Source organism: Chryseobacterium koreense CCUG 49689 (genome assembly GCF_001045435.1).
GTDB lineage: Bacteria > Bacteroidota > Bacteroidia > Flavobacteriales > Weeksellaceae > Kaistella > Kaistella koreensis.
The window spans coordinates 1-26,454 of the sequence record NZ_LFNG01000007.1; the positions used below are offsets into that span (position 1 = coordinate 1).

The window sequence follows — 26,454 nt, forward strand, 5'->3', positions numbered from 1 at the left end:
TGCCACAAAAATGCTGCATATAAGGATTCATGATCCAGGCTTTTTCCAACGTCTCATCGCCCAAATTATACAAATGTTTCAGTAGCAAACAACCCACCATAAACCGAATCGGATGGCTCGGATTGCCCACTTTGGAATACAAGGGCGAAAATTCTTTCTCAAAATAATTCCAATCTATTTTTTCTGAAAGTAGAACAAGTTCATGCTCGTGGTCAATAAAATCCACCAACATTGGGCGGAATAATTCTGGCTTCTTTTCTGGATTTTTCCCCAACATATTTGCAAGGTTTTAAAGCTCTAAGATACAAATTCTTGCAATAAAAAACAAGCTATTTTAAACCCAAAATACTAATAATCAGTAAATTATAGGTGGTTTAAGGAGAGACCAATTAATACCCTTTGTTGAACATAACTTTCTTGTGGAATCACACTTTTATAAACTAACTCCAAATGATTAGGATCGCTAAGGTCGTCAACAACTTCTGAATATTTGATTTCATAATCGTTTTCAGAAATACCCAATTTCTTCAATTGAGATACTAATTCTTCTCTAAAATCAGAGATTACAAATTTTCCTGCGGTTTTACGCAGTTTCTTCATTTGTGTTTTCGTATCGGGATCTTCAGAAAATCCCAATAAATTTCTATCAATAATCAAATCAACATCTTCGGAAAAGCGTTCGATAATCTGATAGGCTTTACTCAAGGATGTCCCGCCTTTAAAAATTTATTGATTTTTAAATTTAGATTGAAAAACCGCACGCAACACCATACAAACCCACCAATCTTTTTCTATTGCAAACGGCATATAACCAGTAGATAAAGCTAACTGGTTTAAAGTTTCAATCCTTTGTTCCTTCGTAAGTTGCTGATGCCACATTTTATGATTGATGAATATTTTTTATTCTTTTTTGAATCCAAACCGGTGCAAATTTTAACTGAGAATTCAAGATATTGTCATCAATTCTTTTAATATATTGAATGAGTTTCTCTTCAAAGTCTTCTGAAATATGCTTTTCACCTGTAATTTTATATGCTTGAATGATCAATTGAAGCAATTCGTCTTTTACTGCTAAATTCCTTGGAGCGGTTTTCTTGAACTTAATTTTGCTTTTTCCTATATTGATTTCTCTTTGTGCACCATCTGTTAAATATACAGCGTGTAAAGGAATTTGAGTGGAAAGCCCTAAAAGGTACATTGCCATTACTCCTGTAGGTGCGATTCTGGCTTTATCTCTTTTTGCAATTTCTTCCGCTATTTTTTCTATGCTTGGATAAACAATTCCCAGAAGTTTATCTTTTTTTGGAACCAAATAAATTCCATGAGCCAAGCGAACTAAAACTCCTTGTCCTTCCAATCGACGAAGAACTTGACGGACGTTATCCGCACTACCAAATTTTTGAAAATCTTCTGCGAAAAATATTTTTCCCTTGGAAGATTTTCTTATTTTGGTTTGCATTTGACTGTGAGTGTTTTGCGTCACTTTTTTAAAAATTATTGTCACAAATTTAGTAAATATTTGTGACAAATTGTGATGAAATTTGCATCTTTTACCTACTCGTGCTAACTTTGCAACTACTGTTGCAAAGTTAGCACGAGTAGGTTATATCGAAGAATAACATTTAAATTACAAAACTACAATTTCCCAAAAGCATCTTCTACAACATTCGCAATCCTCTTTCTTCTTTCAGCTAGAAACTCTCTGTATTCCATTTCTTGCCAGTTTTCAGGCAAAGCATGCCAATATTTCATTCGTTCTAAATCAGATGCTACAAATCGCTCTTCATAAAATGGAAGATAAACTTTCGGCTCTTTATCACTAATGGCAATATTATCACTCCATTCTACCAAAGCAAAATTTGCAATTTGATTGTAGTCGCGCTGTTCGGTAATTCCATTTCGCATAAGCCAAGCTTTTGGAAACAAATGATGTCTTTCTAATGCAGATTTGTTTGCTCGTAAACCCGATTGAAGCAACTCATTTACTTTCAATTTTGAAAACAATCCGTAAGCATCATGAATATTTAGCGAAGCATAATACGCAAATAAAGAAGGTGAACGGAAAGATGATGTTGCTAAATCCATTGGTAAAGTAACTTCCCAAAAATCTTTCGTGAGTTGTGAATCAATGATTTCATTGATGGTGTGCAAAAATTCTTCTGCAGAATTTACAGAACGAAGTTTTGCCAAATCCATTTCCATCGCTGTTTCGGGTGAACCCGTGTAACGACCTGTAATGGAACACATGAAAAACCATCTTGCAATCAATTTTTTCAGCAAATACAAATCTACTTTGTAATCAATTCTTCCGATAAGGAAAAAAACATAGGAATATAGAATGTTGTTGTTGGAGCTTATAAAACTTTCATTGCTGTAACCTGCTTGTTTAATGGCTTTCAAGAATTCATGCCAATTAGTAATATCCAAAGCTTGGGCTTGAGAAACTTTCAACCTCTCAAACTGTTGATCTCTTCTTTCCTCGCTAAACAGACCTGTTTCCAAGTCTTTTCCTCTTAAGATACTATAAATGTATTGAAGTCTTGCTCTTCTAAAAGCCAAACCAACTGCAGCACGAAGCATTTGGTCTGGTTTCGGAACAATGATATAATTGAATGGAGTTCCATTTGTAGTTGAGGGAAGTCTTGCTGCACGACAAAATTCTTCTAAATTGGTTCTGCCTTCATCCCAAAACACACTCATCAAAGTCAAAATAAAATCTGCCTGATTTAGTGTTTTTCCTTGGGAATTGATTCTCACAAAAACATCTGCAACTTGTTCTTCATCAATTTCTTGTGAAAGTTCCAAAACTGAAAATGGATAAGTTTCCAGATTTTTTAGATTGTTGAAATTTCTTCGGATTGTTCTCACTTCGTCAGCCGACAATTCTCTCGACTTTCGCAGATTTTCAATATACTCGTCAGTGATTTCAAAAATATCAGCATCTGCTTTCCAAACTTCTGAAATGTTTTGAAAATATCGTGGATCTCTTCGTATTGCAGCATCTGGAACTTCAAATTTTTCTTCTAACGGATTGAAGGCGATAACAATTTTAGTTTTTGTATAATTCTCACGAATAACTTCCTGACCTTTAATCACCGCATAAAGTGAAGTCAATCGTTGTTGTCCATCAACGATAAGCAATTGTGCTGCTCTCTGTTTCTTTTCGGTTCCAATACTTTTGATCCCATTGATGTTTGCATTTTCCCAAAATAATAAATATCCAACCGGATAACCTTTGTACAAACTGTCGAAAAGTTGCCTCACCTTGGTATCGGGCCAAACGAATGGTCTTTGAATATCGGGAAGACCAATCGTTCCCATATCAATATTGTTGATTAATCCTTGAAGATTGTATTTTACGTCTTTGAAAAGTGTTGCCATAAATTATTTTCTTTTGCTTGCAGATTTTTTTGGAGTTCCATCAATAACTATAATCTCAGGTATTCTTTGATTTGGATTCTTGTTCAACATTACTTCTTGGACTTTTAGTAGGTTGTCAATTGAAGAACTTTTCTCCGTGGTTTTTATTACCAATAAAATGCTATGATCTGTTTTCTCAGCTCTATTATATGTCGGCAATTGTCGCTCAAACCCTTTCAGTAAATTTGGATTTGATGAATATTTTATTTCAACATTTACCTTTGCATTATATCCTTTAGAGATTTTGAAATCTAAGGAGCCAACACCTGCATTTGTTTCTCTGTTTAAATCCAAATTATTTGCTTCGCAATAAGCTTCAGATACTCCATAAAACAATAATTGCGATGCTCTCTCATGTTTGAGCTTGCCTTGTTCATTATATAAATATTCAAACCAACCATTATTCTCTATTAATGAACCAAATTGAAGACAGATTTTTTTCACAATATCAAATATGTTTTCAGATGTGAGATCAACCTGAATTAATAAAGGATATTTCTCTGCAACAACGCTTGATAAGTCAGCCCAAACAACTTCTCCCAATGGATCGTCTATAAAGTTATATGGATTTTTCGGCTTGTTTTTATAAGATTGAATTAAGTCTGATAAAACAATTGGATTATCAATGAGATATTTTCTCAAATCACTTTTGTGAATCTTCATTGCATCTTTCCATGTTGCACCGATGATTTCACTGACTTCTTTTCTTAATTGTTCATTATATGCACATACAACATCTATGTCCGACCATTTTTCTGCCATCGGCAAATCGTTTAGAATTGTTGTTGGGACAAAAATTAAGGGTTTTCGCAATTCACTTGGAAGCAAAAAAGTATCTTTACCATATTTAAATGTTGTTGTTTTTATTTGCAAATCCTTCGAAACTCTTTGAGTGTATTCTAGAAAATCACGAATCAATACGGCAAGTGTCATATCGCTAATTCGATCTGCGCCAACACCCTTCTCTAGTACCCCAATTAATTCAAAAATTTCTGGATCTTCAATTCCAGCATCTAATATTAATTTCGTAGTCGCTAATATATTTCCTGCCAAAACTTTTCCAATTGCGTTTCCTTTTGTTCCACTATCAGAATATCCAAGAGCGGTATTTCCAATCTCTTTGAAAGTAAGTCTTTTTTGACTATCCTTAAAGAACCTATCGTTAGGAAACTTTGAGAATTTTAGAATTTTTATTGTATCGGAAAAATACTTTCTAAACTTTTCATATGAACCAGAGAATTCGGGAATTTTACAATTTTTCAATAATGACGGATCAATATGTAATCTACTGTCAATATCTGTGAATCCATCAAATACTCCGTATTTAAGTAAATCCGAATGATTAACTCCCAATTTAACACTTAATCTTTTTGCCATGATTTTATATTTTGATACACATCTACCATTTCCTTAATACAATGATTAAGATTACAATTTAATAAAGCTTTTCCAAGGCTCAATTCTGTAATCCTATTTTAGTTTATCTTTATCCTTCCACCCCATCAATAAACACATTCACAAAATCCTGCACTTTTTGGATGATGCGTTTTCCAATATTATTTCGTTCGGTAATTTTCGGTTTTATTTCCAACAATTTCAATGCTTCACTAATTTTTGGCGTTTTGGCGGTAAAGAGAAAATCGTTGATGGTGTCCTGAAATTTTTCTTTATTTAAAGATTCTTCGGCGGCAATGCGTTCAAACGCTTCTACTTTTTCTTTGTTCCAAAAGCTTTCAAACTCATCGTTTACAGATTCGCTGTCGTTGATGTGAGGAAGGTTTTCATCGATGAATTTTTCAATCAGTTCTTTTTTGCTTCTTAACTGCACATCTCCCGAAATGATTTCCTTAATTTCTTTGATTTTTTGCGCCCGTTTTTCATCACTCGATTCTTTAAGATTTGCCAATAAAGAAAGGATGTACCGAACATTGATTTCATCTCGATGAATAAGTTCCAGCTCAAAATCAATATCATCTAAAATACTTACTTTATCCTTTGTTCCACCTGGTTTGATGGTTTGCCAAATATCAAGATACTTACTTTTATAACCATCAAATTCAAATTCAGTCATTTCCAATTGGTCAAAACTGAAATCTGAAAATGATTTCAAAACATTCAGCAAACGCATTAATTCACGGAAAGCAGTGATAAATTCAAACTTTTCTTCCTCCGTTTGATAACGGTCAACAGCTTCTATTTCAGGAGCAAGAAGTTTTAATTTTTGTAAAGCAAGATTAAAAAGTTCGATATAATCCTCAATCGGCTGAATGATGATTTCCTTAATCGCTTCTTTATTAGAGAAAAGTGTTACCGCATCGTCGGTTGCAGATTTTAGATTTCTAAAACAAACAATATTACCCTGGGATTTTTTCTCGTTCAAAATTCTGTTCGTTCTAGAAAATGCTTGAATTAAACCGTGATATTTCAGATTTTTATCTACAAAAAGCGTGTTGAGTTGCGGACTGTCGAAACCAGTAAGAAACATATTCACCACCAAAATCAAATCCAGTTCCCGATTTCTTACTCTCTTTGCAACATCATTGTAATAATTGTAGAAACTTTGTCCGTCTTTCGTAGTGAAATTCGTTCCGAACATTTCATTGTAATGTCCGATATATCGTTCCAAAACATCTCGGCTGTGCGTGGAAATGTATTCAGGTCTAGCTTCGGCAACCATTCGTAAATCATCGGGTTCTTCGTAATTACCGTCGGCTTCTTGGGAATCTTCGTTGGCAGCATAACTGAAAATCGTGGCAATTTTCAAATTGTGAGTTTCTTCCAATTTTTTCTGCTGAAACAAATCGTAATATTTTTTCAGAACATCAATACTGCTCACACAAAACATCGCATTAAAAGTTTTGTCGCCTGTTTTGCGGTTGTATTCGGAGATGATATAGTTTGAAATCTTATCTAATCGTTGCGGGCTTTCCAAAAGTTCCTGCGTATCAATTCCTTCAACTTCGGTATCGATATAGGTGTTGCTTCCCTCTTTTTCCTTGTAACGCCCAACATATTCTACTGAAAATTTCAAAACATTTTCATCACGAATGGCATCTGTAATCACATATTTATGAAGGCAATCTTCAAAAAGTCGGTTGGTTGTTGCAGGTTTTCCATCAATTTTACCTGTGGCATTCACTTCGGAAATTGGTGTTCCTGTGAAACCAATCATTTGAGCTTTCTCGAAATATTTCTTGATGTTTTGATGCGTTTCTCCAAACTGACTTCGGTGACATTCATCAAAAATGAAAACTACTTTTTTGTCTTTTAAATGTTCTATTCTTTTGCCGTGTTTTTCCTTTGTAACTGCGGTATTGAGTTTTTGCAAAGTCGTAACAATCAGTTTGGTATTATCCGAAAGTTGCTTTACCAAATGTCTTGTGTTCTCCGTCGCATCGACACTTCCTTTTTCAAAAGCATCAAATTCTTTTTGGGTTTGATAATCCAAATCCTTCCTGTCTACCACAAAAACCACTTTTTCAACCTTTGGAATTTCCCTTAAAATCTGACTTGCTTTAAAAGAAGTCAGCGTTTTCCCCGAACCTGTCGTATGCCAAATAAATCCGTTTTTATCAGTATTCCGAACTCTTTCCACAATTTTTTCAACGGCATAATATTGATACGGACGAAGAACCATCAATATTTTATAGGTTTGATTGAGGACGATGTACTTCGTAATCATCTTCGCGATGTGACACGGCTCCAAAAATTCGGGTGCAAATTTATCGAGTGCTTGAATGGTATTATTTTCTTCGTCGGACCAATAAAAAGTTTGTTTGAAAGATTGTTTCGCATTGTTAGAATAATATTTTGTATTCACACCATTGCTGATGACAAAAATCTGAACATAATTGAACAATCCGCTTCCCGAAGAAAAAGAATGTTTGTGATAACGGTTTACCTGATTGAAAGCCTCTTTCATCTCCAAACCACGGCGTTTCAACTCAATCTGAACCAAAGGCAGACCGTTGATTAAAATAGTGACATCGTAACGGTTTTTGTATTCACCGTGCTGCGAAATTTGATTGGTAACTTGAAATTGGTTTTGGCACCAATGTTCCTGATTAATGAACTCTATCCACTCCGAAGTACCGTCATCTTTTACAAAATGAAATCGGTCGCGAAGTATTTTTGCTTTTTCAAAAACATTTCCTTTCGACAAATGATTGAGGATTTTTTCAAATTCCTTATCAGAAAACGACTTTTTATTATGGATTTCAAGTTGGAATTTTAGATTTTTCAGTAAATCTTTTTCATCTTTTATGGTCACTTTTTTGTGTCCCAATTCTTGAAGTTGTTCTACAAGTTTTTGTTCTAAAATATATTCGGGTTGGCTTGACATGGATGGAGTTTTCAAGAAAATCTTTGTCAGATTACGAACCCGACAAAGATTTAAGGTTAATTACAAATTTAACAAAATTTACGCTTATTTCAGTGCCCGAAACATTTGGTCAATTGCTTTTTTCTTCTGTTCCAAATTGGGGTGCACATACAAATTCAAAGTTGTGGAAATATTGGAGTGCCCTAATAAAACGCTTACCGTTTTATAATCACATTTGCTTTCGATGCAACGAGTAGCAAAACTGTGTCGAAGTCCGTGAAACTTAATTTCAGGAATTTCCAATTGTCGCATCAGGTTTTTGTAATAACTGCGGTAGGTTCGAGGTTCCGTCGGTTTAGAATCGTTGGTTAAAACGAAAAAAGTTGGATTTACGATTTTCTTGAAAGGTTTCAACATTCGCAACAATTCTCTGCTCATCGGGATTTCACGGATGGAATTTTTTGTTTTTGGCGAATCCAAAAGCAATTCGGTTCTTCGTTCTCCATTTTCAATGACATAAATTCTTTGGATGGTTTTGCGAATATGTATAATTCCGTTGTCTGTATCAATATCTTCCCAAGTCAGAGCGCAAATTTCCCCAATCCGAATCCCCGACGAAAGACAAATATAAATTCCAAGATTTCGAAAAGTGAAATGCTCCTGAATAAAATTCATCACTTTTTTCTGATGCGTTCTGGAAAGCACTTCAATCTGTTGGTTTTCCCGAACTGTTGGGTATTGGATTTGAAAAGGCGAAAACTGAATCCACTTGTTTTTCGCTCCAAATTTGAGAATCATTTTCAGGACGATGAGAATGTCTTTCACTGTTTTCTGACTTAATCCCTGTTCCAATTTTTGGAAGACAAATTTTTGGACTTGTTCTTCTTCAATTTCAGAATTGCTTCCAAATTCGGGAATCAAGTGATTTTCAATCAGCAAGATATACGCTGAAAGTGTAGATTTTTTCACATACATTTTTTTGTCGGCTTTCCAAAATTCGACGATTTGGGAGATGGTTTTTTTGTTCATAAAGTTTGAATTAAGGTTTTAAATTGGAAAGTTAGTGGCTTTCCAAATTATCTTCTTCAAAACAAATTAATGGTGAAATTTCTCGCCAATTTCACACATTGAAGATAAAGTTTTCGACTCCCCAAATTCCCCAAATTATTTCCCTAAACTTCGTTTTCCTGAGTTTGTAGAGAATTGGGAGTCAAACAAGTTAGGTGATGTTTCTAATAACATAATGTATGGAATGAATGCAGCTGCAACAAATTATGATGGAGAAAATAAATATATAAGAATTACAGATATTGATGAAAGTACACGGCTATTTAATCCAAATCCCTTATGCTCTCCAAAAGGTAATTTAGAATCCAAATATTTGTTAAATGAAGGAGATGTTCTTTTTACAAGAACGGGAGCAAGTGTTGGAAAATCATACTTGTATAATAAAAACGATGGCAATGTTTTTTTCGCAGGTTTTCTTATTCGATTTAACATTAAAAATAACAATCCTTACTTTATTTTTTCACAAACATTGACTTATGAGTATGAAAAATGGGTATTATCAATGTCGATGCGCTCTGGTCAACCTGGAATAAATGCTGAAGAATATAAATCCTTACCGATTCATATTACTACAATTGAAGAGCAGAATAAAATAGCCAATTTTCTTTTTTTGTTAGATTCGAGAATTGAGTGTTCAATGAAAACGATTAATCAGTTAAACTCCCAAATCGAAATACTTGTTAACCTTTTTATGGAGGAAAAATTAAAATTGAAAGGGAGTTATGAAAAATGGAAAACTTTTAAATTAGCTGAAATAGGAGAAACATTTAATGGACTTACAGGTAAAAGCAAAGAAGATTTTGGTTCTGGAAAAAGATACATTCAATACAAACAAATTTTTGATTCGAGAACAATTGATATTAACGAATGTGGATTTGTAGAAATTGATGAAAATGAAAATCAGAGCAAGGTAAAATTTGGTGATGCTTTTTTTACAGTATCATCTGAAACCGCAAATGAAATCGGAATGTCTTCTGTTTTGCTACAGGAAGTTGACGATACATATATGAACAGTTTTTGCTTTGGTTTCCGAACATTTTCACATACAGCCCTAAATCCAAAATTTGCTAGTTTCCTTTTTAGAAGTAAAGTTTTTAGAAACACAATAGTGAAGCTTGCACAAGGAAGTACGAGATATAATATGAGCAAAAATGAATTCTTAAAATTAAAAATAAACTTACCTACTGAATCTGAACAAATAAAAATATCAAATATATTGGCAAGTCTCTCAGAAAAGCTTGAAACTGAAAAAAGAATTTTAGCGCTTCTCGAACAACAAAAAAAATACTTCCTTCAAAACCTTTTTATCTAAAAGGAATCTCAAAATAATTCAAAATTTCTTTATAACGATCTTGTGCAGATAAGCAAGTGTCCATCAAATATTCTTGAATATTTTGCCATTCTTGCAAACCGCGATAATAGAACATTTTGAGTTCGTCTGTTATGATGAAAGGAACAATATTGTTCGCAAGACATTCTTTAAACATAATCAATCTTCCAACACGACCGTTTCCGTCTTGGAACGGGTGAATCATTTCAAACCGATAATGAAAATCAATGATGTTTTCTAAAGTTTTATGTTTGATTATATGATATTCATAAAGAAGTTTTTTCATTTCGGAAGAAACATTTTTTGGAACACAAGTTTCATTTCCGCCAACTTCATTTGGAAGTTTTTTGTATTCACCTACATTAAACCAATCCTTTCGACTATCGGAAGTTCCCGATTTTAGAAGAAAATGTAATTCTTTAATAAGAGATTCTGAAAGTTTAGAACTTGCTTTATCAATAATGAAATCAATGCAACGAAAATGGTTTGAAGTTTCAATAATATCATCAACATTAATGCTATCTACAGACGCACCGATGGTATTGGTTTCAAAAATGTAGCGGGTTTGGTCTTGTGTTAATTTACTTCCCTCAATTCGGTTTGAGTTGTAAGTTAAATCAATTTGCGTGCGATGATAAATTCCACCTTTTAGTGTCATTTCTTTCTGCTCTTTCAAAATGTTGAGCAGAATACTTTTCTCTTTTTTATTAGATTTGTTTTTTTGAGGAGGAAGTGAATCTTCTGGAATATTCCATGTTTTTCCTGTAATAAAAGCACCTTTAATTTTTCCTAAAGCACAATAATTTCGAACCGTTCTTTCAGAAAGATTATATTTTCTCGCAAATTCGCTTACTGAAATATATTTCATTTTAAATCAAAATCTGCCGTTATCGGCAAAAGCAATACAAATATATAAATAACTTATATATTCATGCCGATAAAATTCTAAACGAAAAGATTTTGGAGGAAGAATTTCTTTTGCAAGTTGAGTTTTCCGAGGATTTGGGTTTCGATTTCTAGTTTCTTTTCGAGATTGCTGAACAACTGCACGATAAGTTTTTGCTTTTCTCCTTCGGGTATTGGAATTGAAATTGACTTTATAATATCAGCGGATAAATTTCCTTGTCCACCTTGAAGAAATGTTTTTAATATTTCTTCTTTTTTGAATTTTAGGTAATTTACGATAAATACAGGATTATATTCGGTTCGAATACATAAAATGGCTTGATTTATTGCACCTGAAATTTTGCTAACTCCTACTTCTCCGCTTGTAGCCCCATAAAGTGCAATTAAAACATCTCCTTTTTCTACTAATTTTGCCGATGAGTTCTTCAATCCTTCCAAGGATATAAATTGTTCTGTCGATTGAGAATTTATTTCGCCTGATTTAATAAAAGGAATTGTTCCTTCATAATAGTTTTTATTTGAGGTTAATGGAGTTCCTCCTGAAAAAAAAGTCCCAATTTCTTGAAGTTTCTTATTACCCAAAAACAAATCATTATCATTGAAAATTTTTGCTCTTACGCCATTCATTAGCGACTCCAAGTTTTGAATCGTTTTCTTTTGGGTTTCTATCCTGAAAATTATTTTAGATAAAAATGAAATAATCTTAATTTGTTCATCATTTTGTGGAACTTGCAAATCCATATTATAGAAATCATCGTTTTTGATATTCATTCTATCATCTCTCGCACCGTAGTTAGCAATTTCTCGCATATGACTGTGCCAATGCTTAGACTTGAAATAAATTTCTAAAAATTGAGGGGTTATTTTTGCAGATTTTATTCTGAAAACCGTATATAATGGGGAAACAAGTCCGGTTTTGAATGTGTTATTTATGTTCATTGCTCCGACTTCAGCATTTGCTGAAATCCTTGGATTATAAACAAAGTCTTGAGGTTTTACGATGTAATATCCTTGCAGATTATTTCTATTAGCAATACTCTTTTCAAAATAATCATTTTGTAAAACAATGCCTTGAACTGCAGAATTAGAAAAAACTAAGTCCAAATCATTATTTGTGTTTTTTTCATTTACTTTTTCAGAAATATCCCTCAATTTTAATGTCTCCCATGAATTTTGATATTCAGGAAATCTCAAATTTGGGGATTTTTTTACACTTTTATCTTTATCGCTCATCTTGACTTTTTTGAAAAATTAATTCTAAAACTTGAGGATTTTAAAAAACCAACCCCAATTCTTTTAAATACACATTAATTTCAGCATCAAGTTCGCTGCGTTTCGCCTCCAATTCTTTCAGTTCGTTCATCACCGCATGAATATCAATTTCTTCCTCTTCCTCAAAAGTATCCACATATCTTGGAATGTTCAAATTGTAATCGTTTTCTGCAACCTCTTCCAAACTCGCTTTATGACTGAATTTTTCAATTTCTGTTCGGTTTTGATAAGTTTCAACTATTTTGTCTATATGCTTGTTGAGCAACACATTCTGATTCTTTTGCTTCTCAAATTCCTTGCTCGCATCGATGAACAAAATATCCTCATCTTGCTCGCGACATTTCTTAAACACCAAAATACAGGTCGGAATACTTGTTCCATAGAAAATATTGGCAGGCAAACCAATTACGGCATCCAAATAATTTTTCTCTTTAATCAAATTTTTGCGAATTGTTAATTCCGCTGCACCTCTGAACAAAACTCCATGAGGCATTACCACCGCCATTATTCCGTTCTCGTCCAAATGATAAATCATATGTTGGATAAATGCAAAATCCGCTTTGGAAGCAGGAGCCAATTTTCCGTATTGCGAAAACCTCTCGTCAAGCAACAAAAGTTCATTGGAACTCCATTTTGCGGAAAAAGGTGGATTTGCAACAATGGCGTCAAAAGTTTTGTCCATGTGTTGCGGTTTCTCCAAAGTGTCTTCTTGCTTGATATCGAAATTACTGTAACTTACTCCGTGCAGAATCATGTTCATTCGTGCAAGGTTATAAGTCGTTCTGTTCATTTCCTGACCGTAGAAATCGCTCACTTTTGCTTCTCTCGCGACACGCAAAAGCAAAGAGCCACTTCCGCAAGTCGGATCATAAACCGATTTCAATTGATTTCTTCTACTGGTCACAATTCTCGATAAGATGGTGGAAACTTGTTGCGGAGTGTAAAATTCACCCGCTTTTTTTCCTGCACCACTCGCAAATTGTGCAATCAAATATTCATAAGCATCACCCAAAACATCGGCATTGGAATCGGATAAATTGAAATCAATTTCATCCAAATGATATAATACTTTGGAGATTAGAGTATTTTTCTCGTCTTCTGTTTTTCCAAGTTTGGAAGAAGTCAAATCCAAATCCTCAAAAAGATGTTCAAAATCGTCTTCACTACTTGTTCCAAGTGTAGATTGTTCAATATTGGTGAGGATTTTTGAAAGTTCAGGCAAAATAAAATTGGATTCTCCTTCAACCCTGTTGTAACCTTTTTTCGCAACATTGCTGAAAAGTTCAGATGGTTTCAGAAAATAACCCAAATCTTCTACGATTTCCTCATAAATTGCTTCTACAATTTCTTTTCCTTCTTCGGAATTTTCATCTACATCATTATAATCGGTTTCTTCTCCTGAATCGTGTAGTATTTTATTTGCAGTAAAATGGATTTTCTCGGAAAGATATTTATAGAAAATAAAACCCAAAATATAATCCCGAAATTCATCGGCATCCATTTTTCCGCGTAAAGTATTGGCGATATTCCAAAGTTGCTGCTGCAACTGTCTTTTCTGTTCTTCAGACATATTTTATCCTTAATGTAAAACCTCAAAGATAAAGAAAGTTGCTCGTCAAAGAAAAATTACTGGAAGAATGTTTTACAAAAAATTTTAATCTGTGTACATTCTATTTTAATCAAAATAAAAAATAATTTGCAATAGGTTTTCACATATTGAAAAAACAACTGTAAGTGAAATTTGTTTCCTTTAGCCAAATAAGATAATTATTCAGAATTAATCAATGTTTAAAATAGATATTTTTTGGGGTTCCAAAACAAAATGTCCAGTTTTTTAGTAAATAAACTGGACAAAATTGAACTTCAATTTTCATTTACTTTCAAACCCCTCTTTAAATTTCATAAACTTTTCCCCATCCCTCGGATTTTTCTTCATCCATTTGTTCATCAAATCTGTGTTGTATTTAAGTTGATTGTAGTCTTCAATTTTGTAAATCGCTTTTCCGCCTCTCTTGATTTCATCCAAAATTTCCTGCTTAATTTCACTTTTCGCTCGGATGCTTTCGGAGTACCATTGGAAAGCAAAATAATTTGTACCAAACAAAATGATTACTGCTAAAAACAAAACGCCGATGCTTCCAAAGAAAAAATTTTTCTGCGATTGAGTGCAATATTTAAATTCCTGCAATAAGTTCTTTAAATCTTGAAATAGTTTCGCCGAATCTTCATCGAGTTTCAATTCAACACTTTCGGGAATCTTATCTTGAAATGATTCAATTAATTTTTTGACTTCCAAATAAGAGGATTTTGCTTCATTTTGGGCTTGAACATTTGCTTCATTGGTTGCAATAGTTTTTCTAAGCAGTTCATAAATATCGTTTTGTGGTTCGTTTGGTGTTGTGTTTTGATTTTCCATTTTATCTAAATTTTCTTTTTTTGCGTTTTAATAATTCGTCGTCGGGAGCGGTATAAGTTGGTTTCAAGAATTCATCGATGGTTTTTCCGATTTCCTTTGATACTGCGGATTTCGAAGTTTCAATTTCATTTTCTTTATGCATCTGATTCATTTTTTCTTGAATGATTTCGTTTCTCTGATAATTCGATTCCAAAATCGATTTGATGTCCGCAATTTTCAGTTTGTTGGTAATTTCTGAGAGTTTGTAGCCGGGTTTGTATTGTCGTTCGGTTTGGTGATTGATGTCTTCATATCGCACAATCCGCATTCCCGAAATTCCGTCTTTCACATTTTGAGAAAGTGTTACTCGATAACCTTTCAGATGCATTTTCATCATTAGATCATCGAAGTTTTTGGCATATTTCAAAGAGTTTGTCAAAGCGTAATACATCATCTGTTTCTTCTCTTTTCCAATCTCGATGTCCGTTCTCAGATTCAGTTCCTGACAAACTTCACGGACTGCCTTTCCAAAAATTTCTCCGATTTTATGTGCGATAATCGTGTTCTCGCCAAAAGTATTTACTCGATTCACAATGAAATGAATGTGTTTTTGCTTCGTGGAAGAATGAATATCCAAACGAATTTGGTTATCATCCGTAACTCCGACTTTTCTTAATGCTTTTAATGCCAAATCGATCAGTTCTTCATTTGTCAATTTGTCCCCAATGGATTTTTCGGGAGAAATATATCCCGTCAAAGCCCAATTCTTCACATTCTTATTTCGGTTGGCGACGGCTTTCATTTCCTTGAACTGTAGTTCGGGATCCTCGCTCAAAAGATTGTTGCTGTAAACCATTTCCGCTGTTCCTTTATCGTTTCCGTTGTATTCCACAGCGATTTTGGAAATTCGTCTTGTGGTTGCACTGTTATTCATCTTCTTGAAGATTCTCTTGTGCTCTCGCATTCATCTTATTGTAGAGATAATCGTGGATTAATTTCGTCACCTCTTTAATTTTTTTCAAAATCACTTTTGTATGATCCAACTGTGAAAACTCCCGATGACGCAATAAATTTTTGATTCTGATGAAATTATTTCCGTATCCGAGTAAAGTTTCATCTTCCTTAAATTCATTAATTCTGAGTTCTTTTTCGGTGATCAGAAATCGAAAGTATTTTGAAAGTGGAAGTTTAGATCGTTTTGCTTTTTGTTCTACTTCCTCAAATTCTTTCTGCGTCAATCTCGTCGAAACCACTTTAGTAAATTGGTTGGACATCTTCTTCTTTAAACCTCCTTTTCTGCCAATTTCCTTGAAGTAATTTCTTCGTTTTTCCTGTGCAGTTTTCTTTTCCTGTTCTCTTGAAATTTGCTGTACAAATTGTCTTAATTGATCGTTTTCCATTTGATTTTTTTCTTTTCTGAAGCAAAAATTTCTATTTTTTGCCGTTAATATTTTTTGAATTTTGTCTGATTTTTGATTGAGATTTTCTTTGAAATTCAATTGAAAATTTCGCTGAATTTCAACTGAAATTTTGTCTCAATTTTTTCTAAATCAGCGTTCTGTTTTAAAGTTTTCGACGATAGGAGAAAACCAAAATGTTCCAATTTTACGATGAGCGGACACGCTTATTGTAAACATTGGGTACTTTTTGCACTAACTATCTGCCGATTTTGCGTGTAGTTATTTTACCCACCTCTTCACTTTCGACACCTGTATCTATTTTACGCAGGTCTGTTTCCTCTATACCTGTATCTATTTTGAGCATGCCACCTGTATCTGTTTTACGCAGGTTCCCACTGATTAAAAACTCATTTAAGTCTTTGTGATTTTTAAATAAAATCCGTTCGTCAGAAACATTGGAATTTTCCTTTTTTAGAATCTCAGTTACGGAATCTCCCGTTCTGTCATTGTCCAAATAGAGTTCAATTTGTTGATAGTTTTCGAATTGATTTTTGACTTTGGAAATCATCGAAACCGAATTCAAAATGATGTAATCCGAAGATTCTTTTTCGAGTGATTTTTCCAAAATTTTGAACGACAGATAATCTGAAAACCCTTCAAAAATTCTTAAAGTTTTGGAGTGATTATTTACTGAAGTGAGGTCTTTTTTACCAAGACAAAGTTTGATGTAGGGATTCCTAATCTCATATCCGTCCGAATCATTTTTGAATCCCAAACCGAAATAATTCTTTCCGTTCAATTCATAATGGATTTCTTTGAGTTCGGATTTCAGGGAATCGAGTTTTCTTGATTTTAAATATTCAATCAAGCTTGGATGTTCGACTTCTCTGATTTCTAAAATCTGATATCCTGATTTTGGTTTGAAATTATTGGTTTCAATTTCCAGTTTTGTCGGAAGTGAATAATCAAATCTTTTCAGATATTCCAATGCTTCGGAAACCAAGCATTTTTTAATTCCCTGAACCAAGGAAACATTATCGTATTTCATTCCTGTTCCGAAATCGAATGCAGTGTTTTGGTTAAAGTTTACCACCAAACTTGGTGTTCTTTCCTTTCGGTCGAAGGCATAATAAAAGGCGCTTTTACGGTTGTCTTTGCTCGGGAAAAGAGAAAAACTCTCCAATATTTCCCTGATGCTGATATTTTCGTTGGCTTGTTTACAATTCATAATAGTGTGTTTTTTGGTTTTGGGATTTTTGTGTTTTGTTTTATAAAATTTTTTGGTGTTTTTACCTACCTTCTTACCTAGGCCTTTAGCAGAAAGTGTTGAGAGTGATTTTCTTGACTTACCTCGACTTACCTTTCTACCTGCTTTTTTTTAAATATTTTCTAATTATTATTCTTTTATACTTAGGTAACTTTAGGTAAGTCTAATCATCAATTCTTACCTGTTATAAAAGTGTTTATTCATAATGGTTTCAAGTTGTTTTAGGTAAGCAGGTAATTAGGTAGGAGGATTTTTAATTATTTTTTCATTCATTTTTTTCATCCTCAATTTTCCGTTTGATTAAATAGCCGTAAACCTGCTTTTTGGAATGCTTGATCCTTTCAAAGTTTAAAGCGGTCAATGCTTTTCCGATTTTGACATTGTTCATCCGAACGCCCAAAGCATTGCTCATTGCAAGCATAATTTCGGTTGCGGTGAGGAAATCGTTTTTGTTTTCTGATTTTTCAAAGTGTGTGATGAGGATTTCCTGTTCAAGCGTTATTTGCTTGAATTTTTCGTTTCGTTTTTCATTCTCAATTAAATCCTCTGCGGTGAGTTCGGGATTGTAATCTTTCCTTTCAAAAGCATTATGATACGCTTGAGCCCAAACTTGGTTGATGTTGATTTCTTTGGAATAATTAAAATCAATTTCCAAGACTTCAAAAATGATCCATCGAACACTTCCTGTTTCATCGGTCAAGAAATCGGAACGGTTGGTTGAACCACAAAATGAAGAAGTTCGGTACATCAATGATGATTTTCTATCGTAAGGTAATCTTGCATTCACCGTATTCTTCGAAATAAATGCTTTTAAAATATTGACATCAGTTTTGGACATCACCGAAAGTTCATCGATATTGATGATGAAGTTTTTGCAGAGCGCAATGAGTCCGTCCTTGTCAACGCCAATATCTTCGGTATAATATTTCTCCAAACTTGGTGGAATCAGAAACCTCAAAAAACTTGTCTTTCCACTGTTTTGCTTGGTATTGTAAAGGACGAAGCATTGTTTGTTGATGTATCCTCTTTTCAATGCACACAACACTGACCTTGCCAACCATTTTTCAAAATGGATTTGGAAAGATTCCGTATCTGTTGTCTTGACAAAACTTGTCAATCTTTGGATATGGTTTTCGCCATCCCATTTTTCAAGGTTTTGAAAGTAGTTCTCGAATGGATTGAATACCGTAATCAAATGGCTTCGCATCAGTATTTCAAGTTTGTTGAAAGCGATGTTGATTCCCGCCTGAGTAAGTTCGATGTACAGCGAGTTCAAGTTCAACTCAGTCCAATCGCCCTTATCTGTCTTTATCTCGAATTCCAAGGCGATTTCGTTGAAGCGGAGGTGGTATTTCTTTCCGATATATTTTATTATTTTGTCGAAAACCGTGACCGAACCTTTACTGCTTTGATAGAGTTCTTCTTGCGAATTCATAATCAATTATTTTTTCCACTTTTCTAAAATATCTCCCTCAAAATCATCGTAGTCATTACTATCTTCGATATCCTCCGATGCACTATTGGAAATGAGATATTCTTCCAAATCTTCTTTCCGGAAATAAATTTTCTTTTGCCCTTTCTTTTTATACGCTTTCAACTTTCCGTGAAACTTCAATTGATAGAGATAATCGGGGTCAAGATTTAGAAACAATGCGGCTTCTTCTTTGGAGTAAATGGTCTTTGCACTAAGAGCTAGAAGTTGTAGCGCTTTGGATGTAAATTCCTTTTGGGAACTAACTAGGACTGAAACTTGGGCTTCAAGTAACTGTAGTCTTTCTTGGTCTTTCATATTGTTGAATTTTGTTGTGACCAAGATATTCTAGGAAGGAAACGCCACCTAAAAGCGACTAAAAAAGTTTTTTGTAAAATAAAGTAAAATAAAGAATTGAACTTATAGGAGCACTTTATTCTTTATGATGTTTTAGAATGGTTTGAACTAAACACGAAAAAATGTCGTGTTTATAAAACTGATAATCAACAAGATAATTTATGAGAAATTTTTGAGCTCGAATGAATTTTGATGAAATTTTCAACAAAAAAGTCAACTAAGAAAGGTATTTTGAAAAGTTTTTGCTATTTATTGGAATTTCTACAGGATTTCCGTGCTTATCATTTGCCAAAACAATTTCATTGATGATTTTTATGGCTTCCACTTGTGTAGTTATTTTTTCTTCATTAATTTCTTCGTTCTTGCACTTTTCAATCAAATCTGTATATTTTGAAAAGAAGTCTAAAATTGGTTGAACACTCACGCCATTTCTTGCAGTTTTTGTAAAGATTATTTTACCACTCTTTCTTTTTCTAAGCAAAAAATTTGAGAGATTTTCCTCAGAATCTTTGCTAATAAAATAATCTTCCATCACATCCGCCAAAATCAAATTAGCAGTATTCCGAATTTCAAAATTGAAATCTGAAGTTTTTAATAGTTGATTGTTTTCGGTAGCCAAATGATGAATTTCTTCACTGACGTTTTTATGTTGAAGTATTTCCTCTGATAAACTTTGTTTTGAGTTTTTTATTTCTTCCGTAATCTTTTTGGATTGTAGCAAGATAGTCTCTTTTGTTCCAATTTTCTTTGTGAAAACAAAACGCTCGGCATATTTTTCTTTATGAAACTTTTTATAGGCAGCATATGGTTTGAAAGAATGATCCATCTTTCCTTCTAAAAGAACGAAGCACAAACTCTGTAAAAAAATGTAGAAAAAAATCGATGTAATATCAATATCTCCAAATTTGATTTTTTCTAAAAGGGGTAAACCCCACAAAAAAGAAATCCCAAATGAAATTACGAATAATGTAAATACAATAATAAAACGAGTGCTATTCCAGTCATTATACCAACTCTTCTTCTCTGAAAAATATAGATTAATGACAAATGGACTTAGCGCAAACCACATTCTTCCTAATAAATATAATGGGAAAATTATGTTAAGGATTAAAACGACTATATAAACAACTAAATAAAAGGTGTCCATTTTTTTTACTAAAGTATTATAATGCTAATATATGGAGAAATAAAATTCAAATGTTCGTCAAATGTTCGTCAAAATAAAAAAGAAGGGATTTTACATTGCTGCAAAATCCCTTAAAAAGTGGCCCCACTTGGGCTCGAACCAAGGACTTGATGATTATGAGTCATCTACTCTAACCAACTGAGTTATAGGGCCTTATGAATTTTTATATCTAAAAAATTCTAAAAATTTGTTTCCTCTTTTTTTAACCTCGTTTTTCCCTTCAAAATGGCTTCGGGCTACTGATTATGAGTCAGTTACTCTAACCAACTGAGTTACAAGGCCTGAAACAGTAATGCATTACACTACTTTTTCCAATTGGTGTGCAAAAATAAGGCTTTTTCCCTTAACACAAAAAATAATTATGAGTTTTCCTGACAAAGTTCCACCAAAACGCCATTTGTGGACTTTGGGTGAAGAAATACGACCAGTTTGTTGTCGGCTCCTTCTTTTGGTTCTTCGGAAATAAAAATGAATCCTAATGCTTTTAAGCGGGCTATTTCGTCATAAATATTATCAACCCCAAATGCGATGTGATGAATTCCCTCCCCTCTTTTTTCAATGAACTTGGCAATCGGACTTTCAGGATTGGTGGCCTCCAAAAGTTCGATTTTGCTTTCGCCCACATTGTAGAAGGAGGTGGTCACTCCTTCCCTTTCCACGGATTCGTGCTTGTAATTTTGTTTTGATAAAAGCTTTTGGAACAGGTGGTCGGAATCTTGCAAAGATTTCACCGCTATTCCCAGGTGTTCTATTTTCATAAACGGTTTTTAAGGATTAATGACATAAGGTAATAAAATTTGGATCTAAGCACTATAGTTCCCAAACTTCCAACATTCACACAAAAATACTAAATTTGCGGCATGAACGAAAGCAACAGACAAAGAAAAGTCGCACAGATTATACACGAAGATTTTGCGGAATTATTCCGGAAACAGGCAGCCGAAAGCAAACAGAGCTTTTTGGTGAGTGTTTCAGAAGTGAAAGTGACCGCAGATTTGAGTATCGCAAAAATTTACCTGAGCATTTTCCCACAGGATTTCCGAAAGCAGATCATGACCGAAATCGAGGAAAACAAATCCCATTACCGAAACTTTATCGGACAGAAAATGGCGAAACAGGTGAGAATTATTCCGGAACTGCAATTTTATCTAGACACTTCGCTCGACGATGTGGAAAGAATTGAAAAAGAATTGCGTGGCGAAGGCGACAATCCTGTTTTGTAACTGATTACAAGGAGGATTCTCCTTCCATTCTGTATCCATAAAATTGATTTGAAGAACACCGCATTTTATATCGCTTCGCGTTACCTTGTTGCCAAAAAAGGAAGCACAGCAGTTACGTTCATCACGTGGCTTGCCGCTTTGGCGATGATGGTTGCGGTCACTGCTATGTTCATCATCATTTCGGTTTTTTCAGGATTGGAAGACCTTAATCAGGATCTGATCGCAAATCTGCATGCGGATATCACCATAAAAAGCAAGCAGGGAAAAACACTTCCAGACATTGATCAGGTTACCAAGATCTTAGACAAAAATCAGGATGTCGCCCATTATTCGAAGGTAATTGAGGAAAAAGTATATATCAATTTCCAGGAAAACGGCGATATTGCTAACCTTCGAAGTGTGGATTCCGCCTATATTTTTGTGAATCCTATTCAAAAAAATATTTTTTACGGAGCTTATCCATCCTATAAATATTCCAATGAGGTACTGATGGAAAACAAGCTCGATAACCGGCTCGCAATCCCGATTGGTGGCGATGGACAAACGGCGGCAGTATTGATGATGCCAAAACCGGGAACCGGAATCATCAGCAAGGAAGAGGATATCTTTAATAAAAAGGAGATTTTTGTTTCCGGAGTTTTTCCGGGTAATGACCAACTCGACAATGCCATCATTTCTCCGCTGGAACTGGCGCAGGAACTTCTGAACCTGCCAAAAAAATCAGCTTACCAGATCGTCATTAAGCTTAAAAATCCAGAAAATGCGGATCTCGTCAAATCAAAACTTTCCTCTCAGCTGGGAAGCAAATACGATTTGAAGACGAAAAGTGAAGAAAACGCTGCTTTTTGGAAGATGATCAATACCGAAAAATTTTTTATCTACCTGATTTTCGCTTTGGTCATTTTCATCACCACGTTCAATTTGGCGGGAGCGATCATTATACTGCAACTCGACAAAAAAGAGCAGGCAAAATCGCTGGTTTCCTTGGGAATGAACTTGAAATCGCTCAGAAACATCTACTTTTTCACCGGAATTCTAATCGTGACTTTCGGAATCATTTGTGGATTGGTGTTGGGAACAGCAATCAGCTATTTTCAGCTTGAAACCGGCATTTTCAAGGCCGGAGCGAACACAGACCTTCCTTTCCCTGTGAGAATCAGGCTGGCCAATTACCTGATTGTGGCTTCTACTGCCGCTTTATTTGGCGTGGGAATTTCCTGGATATTTTCCCGAGTTAATAAGTCTTACCTTAAAAATATTTAAGGAAATTTTAACCGGAATCCAAATTTGCCGCAATTCTTTTTTCTCTAAATTTGCTGCATAAATAATTATTTATCAATGAAAAAGAAAATTACCTTAATAATCGGTATTTTAACTGCTGCAATTACTTTTGCGCAAATTCCACCAGGTTATTATGATGCAACGGCGGGATTAACCGGCTATGCCTTAAAGACAAAGCTCAATGAAATCATTTCAAACGGAGCTTTGGATTTAGGTTACGGCAGTGGAACTGGCGGTTTATGGCTGACTTATCAGACTTCTGACAGGGACTATTTTTATGAAAACAACGGGACCATTCTGGATATGTATTCTGAAAACCCAAACGGACCTGATGCCTACGAATATATTTGGGGACAAGCCTCTGTAGGCGGAAACCAATGTGGAAATGGTGCTAACCACGAAAATTCATGCTACAATAGGGAACATACTTTGCCGAAAACCTATTTCGGCGGCCAGAATGCAGTTCCAATGGCAAATGACGCTCACTTCGTGATTCCGAGTGATTACTATGTCAACAGCATGCGCTCCAATTATCCTTATGGTGAAACCTCTACTCCAACCTGGACTTCCACCAATGGAACTAAAGTGGGAAGCTGTTCATTTCCTGGATATGCAGGCACAATTTTCGAACCGATCGATGAATTCAAAGGTGATATCGCAAGAATGCAGCTTTTCTTTGTGACCCGATATGAAGACAGACTCACCACTTTTACACCGTACCAAACTGCATCCAGTCCTTTGGACGGAACTGTAAACAGAGGCTTTAAGCAGTGGTATATCAATCTGCTTCTGAAATGGGCAGCACAAGATCCCGTTTCGCCAAGAGAGATTGCGCGAAATAATGCAGTCTATAACAGACAAAAAAACCGGAATCCTTTTATTGACCACCCGGAATGGGTAAATATGATCTGGACTTCCACCATGTCAACAAGTGAAACCGCTGCTTTGAACAGGTCGATTTCCGTCTATCCAAACCCGGTTAAAAATCAAATCACGCATCTGGCAGGTTATGGTTTGGATGAAGTGAAATCTGTGGAAATTTACTCATTGGATGGAAGGCTGGTTCAAACCATTAACCAAAATTTCAAAGCCTCTAAAACCATTCAGCTGAATAATTTGGAGAAGGGAACCTATATTTTGCGAACTGATACCAAGCAATCTGCCAAGTTAATCGTGCAGTAGATTCAAATTAATAACAGTATTCAAAACCATCGTGGAACGGTGGTTTTTTTATTTTAACGCTATGGAAAAACTGCTGAAATAGTGATTACGATTCATTTTCTTAATTCGATTTTTTTCTAATTAGATTTTATTGGCTTAGCAATTATGTTAAATTTTAAGCAAAAGAGGAAAAATAAGATTATGGATTTCCTTTTTTGAGTAACTTTGCCGTCCCAATTTTTATTTAGATATGAAGAATTTTACTACAATTATTTTGGCATTGCTCTTTTCTCTTGGATTTGCCCAGGAACCAGCAGGATATTATAATGGAACTGCAGGTTTGACAGGAGCTGCCCTGAAAACAAAACTTAACGCAATCATCACTGCCGGTCACAAAGACAATGGCTACGATGGGCTCTACAACGGATATCCAACCACAGATTCAGATCATTTCTATGAAAATGACGGCTCGGTGCTGGATATGTATTCCGAAAGACCCAATGCCGCTGATCCTTACAAATATGTACACGGACAAAAAAAATGTGGAAATTACAGCGTGGAAGGAGATTGCTACAATAGAGAGCACGTGGTTCCACAAAGTTTTTTCAATTCAAAAGCACCGATGGTTTCAGATATTCACCACATTCGTCCAACAGACGGAAAAGTAAACGGAATGAGGAGCAATTATCCGTACGGTGCAGTTGCGAGCCCCGCCTTCCTTTCAAAAAATGGAACTAAAGTGGGACCAAGTGTTTCCCCAGGATACAGTGGAACTGTTTGTGAGCCGATCGATGAATTCAAAGGTGATATCGCGAGAATGATTTTCTATTTCGTAACCCGATATGAAACTCAGCTTGCGGGATTTTCAACCGGTAACATGTTGGGCGGTTCGGCATTTCCGGGGCTTCAAACTTGGGAGAGAGACGTTCTTTTGCAGTGGTCGATACAAGATCCTGTTTCGCCTTCAGAAATCGAGCGAAATAATGCGGCTTTCGTTTTCCAGAAAAACAGAAACCCGTTCATTGACCATCCAGAGTGGGTTCAAGCCATTTGGGGAACTGCAGTCACCGATACCCAAGCTCCCACAGCTCCATCCAATTTGGCGGTAATTTCCACTTCCACCGCATCTGCAAGTTTGACGTGGAATGCTTCCACAGACAACGTTGCGGTGACTTCGTATAAAATATATGTGAATGGCAGTTTCAAGACCAACTCTATTTCCACATCTGCTACAGTTACAGGATTGAACCAGGGAACAACATATACATTCTATGTAGTGGCATCCGATGCCGCCGGAAACCTTTCCCCTCAAAGTAATAATGCAGTGGGAACTACTTTAACGGATAGCATTGCACCAACTGCGCCAACTAATCTTTCAGTAGTTTCAGTAGGATCAAATAATATTGCAGTGGAATGGACCGCGGCTACAGATAATATAGGGGTGGATTCTTATGACATTTATGCTAATGATGTTTTGATGGGTTCCACAAGCGCCGTTTCGACAAATATTTCCAATTTAAATCCTACAACCACCTACTCGATTTATGTGGTGGCAAAAGATGCGGTAGGAAATATCTCTCCACAAAGTAATCAGGTATCGGCAACTACTCTTGCTGTGGGAACTACTTGTGGCAACGAACATTTTGACAATCTGCTTGTCGTGCCAAACCAATACTCCACTTATAATTGGGTAAGCAATGGAATTTCATGGACTTCTGAAGATTCCAGAACCGACGAAACCATCAACGGAAAAGCATTGACCATTAGAAATGGGTCACTGACCGCACTTTCTGTGCCAAACGGAATCGGTGAATTGACGGTCACTACCCAGCTGAAATATTCAGGAAGCGCCGGAACACTGAAACTGTTTGTGAATGACGTAGATACCGGAAAAACAATCCCGTATGGCGCCGCTGGTTCGGCACCGATAACCACTACCATCACCGGCATCAATACTCCTGGAACAGTGGAAATCCGTCTGCAGCAAAACGGAGCGACTTCAAACCGTGTCGCAATCGACGATATCAGCTGGACCTGCTATGTTTTAATGGGAACAAATGAAAATGGATCTTCAAAAAGCACATTTTCCGTTTATCCAAATCCCGTCAAAAACGGTGAACTAAACGTTTCAGGAAAAGACTTGAACCTGGTTGAGAACGCATATATTTTTGATTTCAGCGGAAAACTGGTGCAGACCATTGCCCAACCTTTCAAAAATTCCAATAAGGTTTTCTTGAAAAACTTGCCGAAGGGAGTCTATGTACTAAAAGCGGGCACATCAACTGCTAAATTTATGGTGGATTAACCCATTCAATTTTAAACAAAAATTTTAAAAGACCGTTTTGCGACGGTCTTTTTCTTTGGATCATCCCGCCAAATACCATCTTGCGTTCACT

Annotated in this window: 24 protein-coding genes and 1 tRNA gene; 5 read left to right on the forward strand and 20 right to left on the reverse strand. The window is 35.2% G+C overall.

Annotated features, from left to right (window positions below):
• The 8 genes from ACM44_RS06335 to ACM44_RS06365 form a co-directional block, all read right to left on the reverse strand.
• Positions 1–277 (reverse strand): transposase (locus ACM44_RS06335; protein WP_048499197.1); only part of this gene is annotated, 277 nt, incomplete at its 3' end.
• A gap of 86 nt (positions 278–363) precedes the next feature.
• Entirely contained in the window at positions 364–726 is a 363-nt protein-coding gene (locus ACM44_RS06340; RefSeq protein ID WP_083993660.1) for a nucleotidyl transferase AbiEii/AbiGii toxin family protein, read from the reverse strand.
• The gene (locus ACM44_RS15460) at positions 727–879 is read right to left on the reverse strand and encodes a hypothetical protein (protein WP_168712019.1); all 153 of its coding nucleotides are present in this window, start codon (positions 877–879) and stop codon (positions 727–729) included.
• 1 nt (position 880) lies between these two features.
• Positions 881–1,528, reverse strand: a complete 648-nt coding sequence (locus tag ACM44_RS06345; RefSeq protein WP_241477150.1) for a DUF6088 family protein — start codon at positions 1,526–1,528, stop codon at positions 881–883.
• A 107-nt stretch (positions 1,529–1,635) separates the two neighbouring features.
• Entirely contained in the window at positions 1,636–3,381 is a 1,746-nt protein-coding gene (locus ACM44_RS06350) for a GmrSD restriction endonuclease domain-containing protein (RefSeq protein ID WP_048499199.1), read from the reverse strand.
• Positions 3,382–3,384: 3 nt separating this feature from the next.
• On the reverse strand, positions 3,385–4,797 hold the full coding sequence (locus ACM44_RS06355) for a hypothetical protein (RefSeq protein ID WP_048499200.1): 1,413 nt from the start codon (positions 4,795–4,797) through the stop codon (positions 3,385–3,387).
• Positions 4,798–4,906: 109 nt separating this feature from the next.
• Complete coding sequence (locus ACM44_RS06360; RefSeq protein ID WP_048499201.1) at positions 4,907–7,762, reverse strand: type I restriction endonuclease subunit R; 2,856 nt, start codon at positions 7,760–7,762, stop codon at positions 4,907–4,909.
• A gap of 84 nt (positions 7,763–7,846) precedes the next feature.
• A complete protein-coding gene (locus tag ACM44_RS06365) occupies positions 7,847–8,770 on the reverse strand; it encodes a tyrosine-type recombinase/integrase (RefSeq protein ID WP_048499202.1) in 924 nt (307 codons plus the stop codon).
• A gap of 97 nt (positions 8,771–8,867) precedes the next feature.
• Between ACM44_RS06365 and ACM44_RS14850 the strand changes: the two genes are divergently transcribed.
• Positions 8,868–10,121: a restriction endonuclease subunit S gene (locus ACM44_RS14850; protein ID WP_262486473.1), complete on the forward strand. Its 1,254-nt coding sequence runs from the start codon at positions 8,868–8,870 to the stop codon at positions 10,119–10,121.
• On the opposite strand, the gene ACM44_RS06375 is transcribed toward ACM44_RS14850, so the two are convergent.
• The 12 genes from ACM44_RS06375 to mce all read right to left on the reverse strand — a co-directional run bounded on the left by ACM44_RS06375 (position 10,114) and on the right by mce (position 21,151).
• Positions 10,114–11,007, reverse strand: coding sequence for a Fic family protein (locus ACM44_RS06375; RefSeq protein WP_048499203.1), 894 nt, complete (start codon positions 11,005–11,007; stop codon positions 10,114–10,116). The two genes, ACM44_RS14850 and ACM44_RS06375, sit on opposite strands and share 8 nt — an antisense overlap.
• A gap of 77 nt (positions 11,008–11,084) precedes the next feature.
• Positions 11,085–12,278, reverse strand: a complete 1,194-nt coding sequence (locus ACM44_RS06380; protein WP_048499204.1) for a restriction endonuclease subunit S — start codon at positions 12,276–12,278, stop codon at positions 11,085–11,087.
• Between the two features lie 40 nt (positions 12,279–12,318).
• Positions 12,319–13,887: a type I restriction-modification system subunit M gene (locus ACM44_RS06385; RefSeq protein WP_048499205.1), complete on the reverse strand. Its 1,569-nt coding sequence runs from the start codon at positions 13,885–13,887 to the stop codon at positions 12,319–12,321.
• A 300-nt stretch (positions 13,888–14,187) separates the two neighbouring features.
• Positions 14,188–14,733: a hypothetical protein gene (locus ACM44_RS06390; protein WP_048499206.1), complete on the reverse strand. Its 546-nt coding sequence runs from the start codon at positions 14,731–14,733 to the stop codon at positions 14,188–14,190.
• Position 14,734: 1 nt separating this feature from the next.
• Entirely contained in the window at positions 14,735–15,646 is a 912-nt protein-coding gene (locus ACM44_RS06395) for a relaxase/mobilization nuclease domain-containing protein (RefSeq protein WP_048499207.1), read from the reverse strand.
• The gene (locus ACM44_RS06400; protein ID WP_048499294.1) at positions 15,639–16,112 is read right to left on the reverse strand and encodes a plasmid mobilization protein; all 474 of its coding nucleotides are present in this window, start codon (positions 16,110–16,112) and stop codon (positions 15,639–15,641) included. Before ACM44_RS06400 ends, ACM44_RS06395 begins: the two co-directional genes overlap by 8 nt.
• 256 nt (positions 16,113–16,368) lie before the next feature.
• On the reverse strand, positions 16,369–17,340 hold the full coding sequence (locus ACM44_RS06405; protein WP_083993661.1) for a toprim domain-containing protein: 972 nt from the start codon (positions 17,338–17,340) through the stop codon (positions 16,369–16,371).
• A 304-nt stretch (positions 17,341–17,644) separates the two neighbouring features.
• A complete protein-coding gene (locus ACM44_RS06410; RefSeq protein ID WP_048499208.1) occupies positions 17,645–18,814 on the reverse strand; it encodes a VapE domain-containing protein in 1,170 nt (389 codons plus the stop codon).
• 6 nt (positions 18,815–18,820) lie between these two features.
• On the reverse strand, positions 18,821–19,168 hold the full coding sequence (locus tag ACM44_RS06415; RefSeq protein WP_152669314.1) for a helix-turn-helix domain-containing protein: 348 nt from the start codon (positions 19,166–19,168) through the stop codon (positions 18,821–18,823).
• Positions 19,169–19,424: 256 nt separating this feature from the next.
• Positions 19,425–20,354, reverse strand: a complete 930-nt coding sequence (locus tag ACM44_RS06420) for a hypothetical protein (RefSeq protein ID WP_152669315.1) — start codon at positions 20,352–20,354, stop codon at positions 19,425–19,427.
• A gap of 118 nt (positions 20,355–20,472) precedes the next feature.
• Positions 20,473–20,546: transfer RNA gene (locus ACM44_RS06425), tRNA-Ile, on the reverse strand.
• A gap of 206 nt (positions 20,547–20,752) precedes the next feature.
• Positions 20,753–21,151 carry a methylmalonyl-CoA epimerase gene (gene mce / locus ACM44_RS06430; protein WP_048499211.1) on the reverse strand — a complete coding sequence of 133 codons (399 nt, stop codon included), beginning with the start codon at positions 21,149–21,151 and terminating at the stop codon, positions 20,753–20,755.
• A 102-nt stretch (positions 21,152–21,253) separates the two neighbouring features.
• Between mce and rbfA the strand changes: the two genes are divergently transcribed.
• From rbfA to ACM44_RS06450, 4 genes are all read left to right on the forward strand, one after another.
• Positions 21,254–21,616: a 30S ribosome-binding factor RbfA gene (gene rbfA, locus ACM44_RS06435; protein ID WP_048499212.1), complete on the forward strand. Its 363-nt coding sequence runs from the start codon at positions 21,254–21,256 to the stop codon at positions 21,614–21,616.
• A gap of 48 nt (positions 21,617–21,664) precedes the next feature.
• Entirely contained in the window at positions 21,665–22,879 is a 1,215-nt protein-coding gene (locus ACM44_RS06440; protein WP_048499213.1) for an ABC transporter permease, read from the forward strand.
• A 75-nt stretch (positions 22,880–22,954) separates the two neighbouring features.
• The gene (locus ACM44_RS06445; RefSeq protein ID WP_048499214.1) at positions 22,955–24,079 is read left to right on the forward strand and encodes an endonuclease; all 1,125 of its coding nucleotides are present in this window, start codon (positions 22,955–22,957) and stop codon (positions 24,077–24,079) included.
• A gap of 229 nt (positions 24,080–24,308) precedes the next feature.
• A complete protein-coding gene (locus tag ACM44_RS06450) occupies positions 24,309–26,363 on the forward strand; it encodes an endonuclease (protein WP_053215446.1) in 2,055 nt (684 codons plus the stop codon).
• Positions 26,364–26,454 lie beyond the last annotated feature (91 nt).